At 62.1% G+C, this 9,529-nt stretch carries 9 protein-coding genes, 3 pseudogenes and 1 riboswitch; of the genes and pseudogenes, 5 read left to right on the top strand and 7 right to left on the bottom strand.

Annotation, left to right across the window (positions count from 1 at the left end):
* A pseudogene (locus tag HZR81_RS15775) lies at window positions 1–229 on the top strand (hypothetical protein); the annotation flags it as partial.
* A 1,221-nt stretch (window positions 230–1,450) separates the two neighbouring features.
* Window positions 1,451–1,657, top strand: coding sequence for a hypothetical protein (locus HZR81_RS15770; protein ID WP_024161881.1), 207 nt, complete (start codon window positions 1,451–1,453; stop codon window positions 1,655–1,657).
* Window positions 1,658–1,677: 20 nt separating this feature from the next.
* Here the strand turns inward: HZR81_RS15770 and HZR81_RS15765 are convergent, their stop codons facing one another.
* From HZR81_RS15765 to HZR81_RS15750, 4 genes are read right to left on the bottom strand one after another with little or no spacing between them, the layout of a single operon-like run.
* Window positions 1,678–2,139, bottom strand: a complete 462-nt coding sequence (locus HZR81_RS15765; RefSeq protein WP_500128665.1) for a DoxX family protein — start codon at window positions 2,137–2,139, stop codon at window positions 1,678–1,680.
* Between the two features lie 10 nt (window positions 2,140–2,149).
* The gene (locus HZR81_RS15760; protein ID WP_500128664.1) at window positions 2,150–2,926 is read right to left on the bottom strand and encodes an HvfC/BufC N-terminal domain-containing protein; all 777 of its coding nucleotides are present in this window, start codon (window positions 2,924–2,926) and stop codon (window positions 2,150–2,152) included.
* Window positions 2,923–3,750, bottom strand: coding sequence for an MNIO family bufferin maturase (gene bufB, locus HZR81_RS15755; RefSeq protein ID WP_500128663.1), 828 nt, complete (start codon window positions 3,748–3,750; stop codon window positions 2,923–2,925). The genes HZR81_RS15760 and bufB overlap by 4 nt, the downstream gene beginning before the upstream one ends.
* 16 nt (window positions 3,751–3,766) lie before the next feature.
* Window positions 3,767–4,039 (bottom strand): BufA1 family periplasmic bufferin-type metallophore, encoded by a 273-nt coding sequence (locus HZR81_RS15750; protein WP_003281904.1) that lies wholly within the window; start codon window positions 4,037–4,039, stop codon window positions 3,767–3,769.
* Between the two features lie 97 nt (window positions 4,040–4,136).
* Between HZR81_RS15750 and HZR81_RS15745 the strand changes: the two are divergent.
* The 3 genes and pseudogenes from HZR81_RS15745 to HZR81_RS15735 form a co-directional block, all read left to right on the top strand.
* A pseudogene (locus HZR81_RS15745) lies at window positions 4,137–4,301 on the top strand (sigma factor-like helix-turn-helix DNA-binding protein); the annotation flags it as partial.
* Complete coding sequence (locus tag HZR81_RS15740; RefSeq protein WP_500128662.1) at window positions 4,298–4,939, top strand: NrsF family protein; 642 nt, start codon at window positions 4,298–4,300, stop codon at window positions 4,937–4,939. The pseudogene HZR81_RS15745 and the gene HZR81_RS15740, both read left to right, overlap by 4 nt.
* A gap of 58 nt (window positions 4,940–4,997) precedes the next feature.
* Window positions 4,998–5,945 (top strand): LysR family transcriptional regulator, encoded by a 948-nt coding sequence (locus HZR81_RS15735; protein ID WP_063540160.1) that lies wholly within the window; start codon window positions 4,998–5,000, stop codon window positions 5,943–5,945.
* Between the two features lie 42 nt (window positions 5,946–5,987).
* On the opposite strand, the gene HZR81_RS15730 is transcribed toward HZR81_RS15735, so the two are convergent.
* The 3 genes and pseudogenes from HZR81_RS15730 to HZR81_RS15720 all read right to left on the bottom strand — a co-directional run.
* A complete protein-coding gene (locus HZR81_RS15730; RefSeq protein WP_500128661.1) occupies window positions 5,988–7,247 on the bottom strand; it encodes a D-amino acid dehydrogenase in 1,260 nt (419 codons plus the stop codon).
* Between the two features lie 158 nt (window positions 7,248–7,405).
* A riboswitch (glycine riboswitch) is annotated at window positions 7,406–7,493 on the bottom strand.
* A 160-nt stretch (window positions 7,494–7,653) separates the two neighbouring features.
* Window positions 7,654–8,484 (bottom strand): methyl-accepting chemotaxis protein, encoded by an 831-nt coding sequence (locus tag HZR81_RS15725; protein WP_500128667.1) that lies wholly within the window; start codon window positions 8,482–8,484, stop codon window positions 7,654–7,656.
* Window positions 8,485–8,508: 24 nt separating this feature from the next.
* Window positions 8,509–9,483: pseudogene (locus HZR81_RS15720) on the bottom strand (methyl-accepting chemotaxis protein); the annotation flags it as partial.
* Window positions 9,484–9,529 lie beyond the last annotated feature (46 nt).

Raw genomic sequence — 9,529 nt, 5'->3', positions numbered from 1 at the left:
ATATTTTTCCCCATTAGCAAATATTGAACGGGAATCATATAATCCCTTTGACAGTTTCTGTCGGATGCATCAATACAGCTTTCAATATAGTCTTGGCGTGAAACGGCCAGATATTAGCAACTCTATAGCCGCATGGCTTTATTTTACCTGCATCAGCCTTATTGTTTACTGGATAAGTATGTTTATTGGCTTTCTTGCCCATCAATTCAGCATAAATATTCTTGAATGACCGCTCTTAGCGCGCTCACACACATTGAGTTTTTGGCCGCAGAACAAGACATGAGTGACGCATCTATACTTGAACGAGTCATAGTTTTTTCTTGGATATTGCTTGCCGTCACTGGGGGCTTCAACGGAATATACATCTGCTTTCATGGGATTCACCGACTCGATCCGTACTTTTCTACCAAGCCCAATGTAGAGTGGGAGTCGCATAACCCATTTGATAGTTTTTGCCGAATGCATCGATATAGCTTTCAATATACTTTCGGCTTGAGACGACCAGATACTGGTAATGGCATAGCTTTATGGCTTTATTTTACTTGCATCAGCTTTATAATTTATTGGATCAGCATGTTTATTGGCTTTCTTGGCCATCAATTTGGAATAAGTATATTGAATTGAAATTGCTACCGGAAAATAATGATCGATACCTCCTATAGTTTAGCGAGCTATAACTCTATATTTGACGCTCTTGTCTTTCACAGAGATATCAATGGCATGCACATTTGTTTTCATGGAATAGGTCGCCTTGACCGAAACGACTTCAAACAATCCATTTTTATCGACCCTCCGGATACATCTTTACTAAATCTCGCCGACTTAATTTACTCTGCGCATTTAACTGAATAAGTATTCGAGTGAAGTGACTTCACGTGACCGCCCAAATGTCATTTAAATCAATAACGCTATACTCATTATTTACCATACTAGTATTTGGCACCATTAACAATATATACGTATCATTCTTTTCAATAGATAAATTAGATCGCTATTTTTCTAATAAAAACAAGCCCAGCGGGGAATCCAATAGCCCATTCGAAAGTTTTTACCGGCTTCATAAATACAGCTTTCTATATTCCTTTGGCATAAACCGCCCAAAAGTTAATAAGGCTATCTCGCTTTGGTTGTATTTTTCCAGCTTCAGCCTTGCCTGCATATGGGTCAGCTTAGGCCTGGCAGCAGCGGGAAAATACTTCAAAATCGGTCCACTCTCGTAGCTAAACCTTTATAAGACGCTTCTTCCCGTGGCCAGCGCTTTAACGGATCTACATATACCGAATTTCAGTAAGCCAATATCCACGCGGTTGAGAACCAACCTACGAGACGAGACAACCGTTCGGCAGACAAAAGCGCTCGGGCGATGAACGGCCAGGGATTAAGCCGCGCGAAGTGACAAAATGACATCACAGCTGCGGGTGCAGCCCTTCCGATGATCAGAGTCACTTTCATGTCCGCCAATCGCCGCTATTCCATCATCCTCGACCACACCGGCCAGGTCCTGCTCGAGCAGGCCTCACTTGAGCAGGTCGAGGCGTTCTGGGATGCCAATGATGCCCTTTACTTCGGCCTGCGCATCGAAGACGCCCAGAGCGATCACGCTCGCGTGTTCGTCACCGATGAGATTCCCGAGGATGAAGACGTCGTGCCTGCCTGAGGTGGCGATCAAGGTCGGTGCTAGCGAATTCCCCACAGGTGATCGAGCGAGAGCCGGCCGGCGCCTCGTCCTATCAGCAGTAGCAGCAGCGCCGCCCAGCTCAGGTGAGTCGACCAGGCGTCCGGGTAGACGAACAGCTGGATAACCAGCGTCATCAGCAGCAGCGCCAGCGCCGACAGCCGCGTGAGCAGGCCGAGCACCAGCAGCAGCGGGAACAGGTGCTCGGCATAGGTCGTCAGGTGCGCCGCGATGGACGGCGGCAGCAAAGGCAATGCGTATTCGCTGCGAAAAAGCTCGAACGTGCCGGGAGTGATGTCCAGCACGCCGCTCACCTTGGTGCGTCCGGAGAGCAGGAAGATCGCCGCGATGGCCAACCGTGCCGTCAGGCTCAGCAGCGAATCGCCGAGCAGCTGCTGTAATCGCTGCGCGGCTGCGTTCCATCGTTGACGCAAACTCAGCGGCTGGTTGTGCATGGCGTTCATGACGGTTTCCTCATGTGGATGGCGTCGTCGGCGCCAGCGCAGCGAACGCGCCCGCCGCCAGCAGCCGGCCGAGCAGGTCGTTGAAGTCGAGTTGCGGCTGAATCGCCAGCGCCAGTTCCGATGTCTGTTCCAGCGACCGGCCAGCGGCACAGGCATCGAGAAATGCACAGCCGGCACGTTCGAGTGGCTGCCAGCCGATACGCCCGGCGCTTCGGCTCAGCAGTACCCCCTCGCCTTGCCAGACCAGTTCTGCCGACACCACGCGCCCGTCGCGGGTGCAACTCCAGATGCTGAAAACCGGTAGCTCGGCGAACCACCGCCAACGCAGCGCAGCGCGTGGAACGAGCGCCTGCTGGGCCAATTGCTCCGGGTTTTGTGTCGTCAAGCCAGCAAGGGCGAGAACGGGCTGCTCCACGGCGCTGAATACCTCGAGCCAGAGCCGGTCCAACTGCGCGACACCTGACAGATAGGGCAGCTCGCGCGCCGGTTCGAAGCCCTGCAGGAACGCCGGAAAATCCTCACCGTACTCAAGCAATGGGCCACTGCGCGGCGGCATCTCGCGCGCGTACAGCATCGCAGCGGCGGCAAACCACTCCTCCCCCACCAATCGTTCGACGGCAGGGAAATTGGCGCGCAGCGCATCGACGCAGCCCTTGGCCAGGGTGTTGCGGTACACGGCGAAACCCGGCTGCGCGAGCAGCGCAGCGACCTCGCCCGCCGCAGTAGCGGGCGTGCCGGTCAGCGCCGCGACGAAGGCGTCCTGAAATGCCGCCAGCGAGCCGTTCATTGCCAGGCCCTCACTTCATTGAGCGCCTGCTGGGCGCGGGTGCGCTCGGCCAGCAGCGTCTCGAAGGCGGGCAGCTTGTCGTCGCGTTCGATCAGCGTTGGACGCGGGCCGATACGCTCGATCAGGTGCCGATAGAGTGCCCACACCGCCGCGTCCACCGGTGCATCGTGAGAGTCGATCAGCAGCGAGGATGCGTCATCCTGGCTGTGCCCGGCCAGGTGGACCTCGATGATTGGCGCGGCGGGAAAGCGCCGCAGGTAGGCGTCGGCATCGAAACCCAGGTTATGTGCGCTGACCTGCACGTTGTTGACGTCCAGCAGCAGGCCGCAGCCGGTGCGCTGGTTGAGCTCGGCGAGAAAGTCGATCTCGTCCCACTCATGCTGCTCGAAGCGCAGGTAATGGCTGGGATTCTCGATGGCGATGCGCTGCCCAAGCACCTCCTGGGTGCGCTCGATGTTCGCCGCGATTCGTCGCAATGCCGCCGTTGTCCGCGGAAATGGCAGCAGGTCGGGATGGTAGTTGCCGCGCCAGCTCGACCAGGCCAGGTGTTCGGAGATCAGCGCCGGCTGCACACGCTCGGCCAGCGCCTTGAGTCGCTGCAGGTGCGTCTCGTCCGGCGCACAGTCGGCGGCCAGCGACAGCGACACACCGTGCAGCGACAGCGGGTGCCGCGCCCCTATTGCCTCCAGCCAGTCGAGCCGCGGGCCACCGCCGACCATGTAGTTTTCCGGATGAACCTCGAACCACAACCCATCCGCCACGCAGGTGCAGGCGTCCGCGTAATGCTCGGGTTTGAGCCCTAGTCCTGCTCCGAGAATCTGCACGGCCGGCACGCTACGCTCAGCGTTCGACCGGCGTCAGCGAGCCCATGCCCTTGGGCGTCTCGATCGAGGTGCAGGTACCAGCGGGCACCAGTTTCCAGGCGTTGCCCTGGTAATCTCGCTTGGAACTGCCGGCGCAACTGGTGCCGGCACCGGCCTTGCAATCGTTCTGTCCGGCCAGCGCGACGCCGTAGCATTTTTCCATGTCGCCTTTGTCGTTTTCGCCTGCCTGAGCGCCCGCGGCGATCGAAGCCAGGGCAATGGCGGCCGCCGCAAGGTTGAGAGTCTTCATGTTGGATTCTCCGCAATCGTTGAGTGGCCATCGGCGGATCTGCAGATGGCTCCTGAGGTAATTCGCTGCGTCAGCCGTGGTGGTTACAGCCAGCGACCAGCAGCTGCCGCCACGCCAGCGGCTACCCATCGTTCACGTCAAACTGGAGGGCCGCTCGGTGGAAGAAACTGCGCGTCTGACCGGGCTTTCCAGCTCGGCGATCAAGGTCGGCATCCATCGCGGGCTCAAGGCCCTGGCGGCGAAGATTCGAGGTGGCGCATGAAAACCGATGACCTGATTGCCCTGCTCGCCAACGAGGTTGCGCCGGTGGACCGGCACGTCGTTGCCAAGCGCTTTGCCTTGGCGTTGCTGTGCGGGCTGGCCGGCGCGCTGTTGCTGATCGTGACCGCGTACGGTATTCGCGCCGATCTGGCGGTGATCGCCACCACGCCGCTGTTCTGGGCCAAGCTGGCACTGCCGGCGACCCTGCTCGCCGGCGCGCTGTTGCTGACCACGCGCATGGCCCGCCCCGGCACGCAGGTGGGTCGCAGCTGGGTACTGCTGGCCGCACCGGCGGTGATCGTCTGGATTGCCGCTCTGGCGATCCTGATCACCGCACCGGCCGACGCGCGCATGCCGCTGCTGCTAGGCAGCACCTGGCGCGAGTGCGTGGCGAACATCGTGCTGTTGTCGATCCCCGCCTTCATCGCCGCGCTCTGGGCATTGCGCGGGCTGGCGCCGACGCGCCCGCGCCTGGCCGGCGGCGCTGCCGGCCTGCTCGCTGGCAGCATCGCGGCGCTCGCCTACAGCCTGCATTGCCCGGAGATGGCGGTGCCGTTCTGGGCGCTCTGGTACCTGCTCGGGATGTTGCTGCCCGGCGTGCTCGGTGCACTGCTTGGGCGGCGCCTGCTGCGCTGGTGAGGCGCCGCAGTGTGCCCTGGTCCGGCATAATCGTCGACCCGCCCGCGGAGCCGAAGCCATGCAGATCGACGAAGAACTGACCCTGAAGAAGCTGGAGGTGTTTCTGGCCTTCATGCGCAGCGGCAATCTGGGCAAGGCCGCGGTGGAGCTGAACACCAGCAACGTCAGCGTGCACCGCGCCATCCATTCCCTGGAAAGCGCACTGCGCTGCCCGCTGTTCAAGCACGAGGGGCGCAACCTGATCCCGCTGGAAAGCGCCTACGTGCTGGAAGAGCGCGCCCAGCAGCTGGTCAAGGACGTGCTCGAGACGGTGCGCCAGACCCGCGAGGCCGCCGGCTTCTCGGCCGAGCGCTTCAAGCTCGGCGCGCTGTATTCGCTGACGGTGAAGACCGTGCCGCAGCTGATCATGGGTCTGAAACTGCGCCGCAGCGAACTCAACATCGACCTGATCCTCGGCTCCAACGTCGACCTGCTCTACAAGCTGAAGAACATGGAGCTCGACGCCATTCTGGTGTCGCTCAACGAGAGCGTGGCCGATCCGGACTGCGCGCAGGTGCAGCTGTTTTCCGACGATATCTTCCTCGCCGCGCCGGCCGACTCGCCCTTCGCCAACCAGAGCGAGGTGGATCTCAGCGACCTGCGCGACGCCACCTTCATCACCCTGTCCCAGGGTTTCGCCACCCATCAGGACGGCAACCGGGTGTTCCAGCTGGCGGGTTTCGAGCCGAAGGTGGCGATGCAGGTGAACGACATCTTCACCCTGCTGAGCATGGTCAATTCCGGGGTCGGCTATGCGCTGCTGCCGGGGCGCGTGGGCATGGTCTACGAATCGCGGGTACGACTGATCCCGCTGCAGGCGCGTTATCACCTGCAACAGCACATCGGCGTGGTGTTCCTCAAGGCCAAGGAGCGCGACCCCAACCTGCTGGCGCTGCTCGCCGAATGCCGGATGTATGCCCGGCGCGCGCTGGAGCAGAGCGAGGATGCCAAGTCTGGAAGGACGTAGGGTGGAAGAGGCTTCGCCGTCTTCCACCCTACGACTGCATGGCTAGGCGACGGCTGTCTGCCCAGGCGCGACCGGAGCCGGCCGGCCCAGGCTTTGCGCCACCACGTCACCGACCATATCCGCGGTGATCGCGCTCAGCGTCCAGCCCAGGTGCCCGTGGCCGGTGTTGTAGAACACGCAGGGCGAGCTGCCGCGGCCGACCTTGGGCATCATGTTCGGCATCATCGGGCGCAGGCCGGCCCAGGGCACCACGCTGCGAGTGTTGACGCCGGGGAAACACTGGTTGACCCACTCCACCAGCGGGCGGATGCGATCGGCACGAATGTCGCGGTTGTAACCATTGAACTCGGCCGTGCCGGCGACGCGGAAGCGGTCGTCACCGAGGCGGCTGCTGACCAGCTTGGTCTCGTCGTCGAGCAGGCTGACGATGGGTGCCGAGGCGCGGCTGACTTCATCGGTCAGGTTGACCGTGATCGAGTAGCCCTTGACCGGATAGATGTTCACCCGGTCGCCCAGTTGCGCGGCCAGTCCGCGGCTGGCAGTGCCAGCGCAGATCACCAGGCCGTCGAACTCCAGGCGCTCGCCACCGGCAACGCCACCCAGCGTCACGGTCGCGCGCTTGCCGTCAGTGGCCACCGCCTGCACGTCCTCGCCATACAGGCAGCGCACGCCGAGTCGCTCGATCGCCGTGGCCAGGCCATGGGTGAACTTGTGGATGTCGCCAGTGGAGTCGCACTCGGTGAAATAGCCGCCGTAGTATGTGCCGGCGAGAGTCGGCTCAATGGCGCGCATCTCTTCTGGCGTCACGCTACGCCGTGGCAGACCGCCTTCGGCGAGCAGGCGCGAGACCAGCCCGGCATGCTCGAAGCCGGCCTTGTCGCGGTAGATGTGCAGGATGCCTTTCTTCTTCAGGTCGAAGTCGATGCCTTCCTCATCAGCCCAGGCGAACAGATGCTCGCGCGCAGCCATGGCCAAGCGTGCGGTCTCAACGGTGTTCTGCCGGTAGTTGGGAATCGAGCCGATGAACTCGGCAAACCAGGACAGCTTGTGCCAGCTGGGCTTGGGATTGACCTGCAGCGGCGCGTCGCTCTTGAGCATCCACTTGATGCCCTTGACGATGGTCGACCAGTGGTTCCAGACCTCGGCATTGGACGCCGATAGCTGGCCGCCGTTGGCGAACGAGGTTTCCATTGCCGCGTAGCGGTGCTTTTCCAGCAGGGTGACGGAGAAGCCGCGTTTGGCCAGGGCATAGGCGGTGGTGACGCCCGTGATGCCGCCGCCGATAACTGCGATTGTTTTCATTGTTACGCTCCAGAACGTCGAGGGGTCATAGCCCGTGCGCCCAACGCGCGGCGGGCGCCCCCTCTGTTCTGGACCTGAGAGATTCACGAGCGCGTGACCGCTCGCTTGCTCCTTCGGTGCGCCCGGCGACGAAAACCGGGCGGCTCTTCAGAGTTTCAGCGGTGATAGCGGTCCTTTTGCCTGAGAGTTTCCGGGGCGGTTGCTCCTTCGGCGCTGCCATGCGGCAGTCTCTCCCGCAATCACATCGATCCGCGTCGACCGCCAGCTGCGGCAAATCGTCACGCAATCGCAGGAGACACCCTGCCAGAAAAACCTACCGCTGTAACCCCCGACGTTGGGTCGAGGGGACGAGAGGCCGGATGTCGGGCGCAGCAGCTCAAGCCCCGCACCGGCTGGCGGAATCGCTTCAGACCTGGAAGCGCGCGGTCAGCTCCTGAAGTTCGCTGCCCAGCCGCGCCAGCTGCACCGTCGAGGCCGCGGTCTGCTGCGCGGCAGCCGCCGACTGCTCGGCCACATCACGCACGCTGAGCACGCTGCGGTTGATGTCTTCGGCCACCGAGCTCTGCTCTTCCGACGCCGTGGCGATCTGCAGGTTCATCGCCTGAATGGTCGAAATCGTGCGGGTAATGACCTGCAGCTCGTCGCCGACATTGCGCGCCAGCTTGACCGTCTCGTCGGCCAGGCCGCGGCTGCTGTCCATCAGCGACGAGGCATGTAGCGCGCCCTTTTGCAAATTGCCGATCAGCTCCTCGATCTGTGCCGTGGACTGCTGGGTACGCAACGCCAACCCGCGCACCTCGTCAGCCACCACGGCGAAACCGCGACCGGCATCGCCGGCGCGGGCCGCCTCGATGGCGGCGTTGAGGGCCAGCAGATTGGTCTGTTCGGCGATGCCGTTGATCACCGTAAGCACCGTGCTGATGCCGGCAGTATCCTGGTTCAGCTGCGCCATCGCCTCGGCCGACAGCCCGACCTGGGAGGAAAGGCGGTCGATCTGCGCCAAGGCCCGCTGCACCACCACATCGCCTTGCGCCGCCTGACGGTCGGCATGCTGCGCGGCGCTGGATGCCTCATCGGCATTGCGCGCCACCTCCTGCACGGTCGCGGCCATTTCGTGCATGGCGGTGGCGACCTGATCGGTTTCCAGGCGCTGGCTCTGAATGCCGGCACTGGTCTGCTCGGTCACTGCCGAGAGCTCCTCTGCCGCGCTGGCCAACTGGCCGGTGATGCCACTCATGTGTCCAATCAGGTCACGCAGATTGTCGCGGGTGCGGTCCAGCGCATCGAGCAACTGGCCGAACTCATCGCTGCGCCGCTGCCGCGGCTGCTCGGTCATGTCGCCGGCACCGATGCGCTCGGCGATCGCCACGGCCTGAGCCAGCGGTTGCGTCAGCTGGCGCACGATAAGCCAGCTGATCAGCAATCCCAACGCCACCGCCAGCAGCGTGATCGCCAGCAGCAGCGCCTTCTTCTGCCCGGCTTCGGCGCTGCGCTTGTCGGTCTGGGTCTGCACGATTTCGCTGGTGTTGCGGTAGATGCTGTCGAAGATGCTCTGCATCTCTTTGCGCGCCTGCACCTGGGCGGCGACGATCGGCGGCAGCTGGCCGAACTGGCGGATATAGGTCCCGACCGAATCACGCAGCGGCTGCAGATCGACGCCGGGGGTGCCGGCCAGTTGCGCGTCCAGCCTGTCCACCGCCGCCTGCAGAGTTTTGAACTGTTGCTGCAGCTGTTGCAGGGACTGCTCGGATTCGGTCATCAGATAGCCACGCACCATGAAGCGCACCATGCGGTTGTGCTTGGAGACTTCACCGGCCTGCAGGCCGATGGCTGCGCTACGCGGATCCTCATGCATGACCGGTGCGTCCGGCGTGCCGGCCCAGCGCGCCTCCAGCTCGGCGATCAGTGCATCGGACGTGTTGCCGGCCGCGACCCAGCTGCTGCGCGTCTTCACCTTGCGTTCCCAGAGTCCGGCCAGCTCGAGAAAGCGCTGGCGGTAATGCTGGGCCTCACTGGCGATCACCTCCAGGCGCTGCAGGTCCTGCGGATCGCTGAATTCAGCCTTCTGTTGCTGCACCAGTTCGACGACCCGCGCCACGGACCGTTCGACCGCCTCGACATGCCTGGGATCGCCGCGGGTCTCGAAGCTGACCTGGGCGTAACGGATGCGATTGGCCTCGTCGAGCAGCCTGGCTGCGCTCTGCGCCTTGTCGCTGCGAGAGATCAGTGCATCCATGCCATAGATACCGATCAGTGCAACGGCGATGGTCAGGGCCAGAACG

It is taken from the genome of Pseudomonas sp. LM13, assembly GCF_041381355.1.
Lineage (GTDB): Bacteria > Pseudomonadota > Gammaproteobacteria > Pseudomonadales > Pseudomonadaceae > Stutzerimonas > Stutzerimonas frequens.
Note: the sequence above shows the minus strand (reverse complement) of the source record. Positions and strands in the feature narration are given on the sequence as shown.

What these genes read in the sequence shown, in the direction of transcription:
- HZR81_RS15740 (WP_500128662.1), top strand. Translation starts at nt 4,298, where the DNA reads ATGAAAACCGATGACCTGATTGCCCTGCTCGCCAACGAGGTTGCGCCG.
- HZR81_RS15750 (WP_003281904.1), bottom strand. Translation starts at nt 4,039, where the DNA reads ATGAAGACTCTCAACCTTGCGGCGGCCGCCATTGCCCTGGCTTCGATC.
- HZR81_RS15765 (WP_500128665.1), bottom strand. Translation starts at nt 2,139, where the DNA reads ATGAACGCCATGCACAACCAGCCGCTGAGTTTGCGTCAACGATGGAAC.
- HZR81_RS15725 (WP_500128667.1), bottom strand. Translation starts at nt 8,484, where the DNA reads ATGAGTGGCATCACCGGCCAGTTGGCCAGCGCGGCAGAGGAGCTCTCG.
- HZR81_RS15735 (WP_063540160.1), top strand. Translation starts at nt 4,998, where the DNA reads ATGCAGATCGACGAAGAACTGACCCTGAAGAAGCTGGAGGTGTTTCTG.
- HZR81_RS15730 (WP_500128661.1), bottom strand. Translation starts at nt 7,247, where the DNA reads ATGAAAACAATCGCAGTTATCGGCGGCGGCATCACGGGCGTCACCACC.
- HZR81_RS15770 (WP_024161881.1), top strand. Translation starts at nt 1,451, where the DNA reads ATGTCCGCCAATCGCCGCTATTCCATCATCCTCGACCACACCGGCCAG.
- HZR81_RS15760 (WP_500128664.1), bottom strand. Translation starts at nt 2,926, where the DNA reads ATGAACGGCTCGCTGGCGGCATTTCAGGACGCCTTCGTCGCGGCGCTG.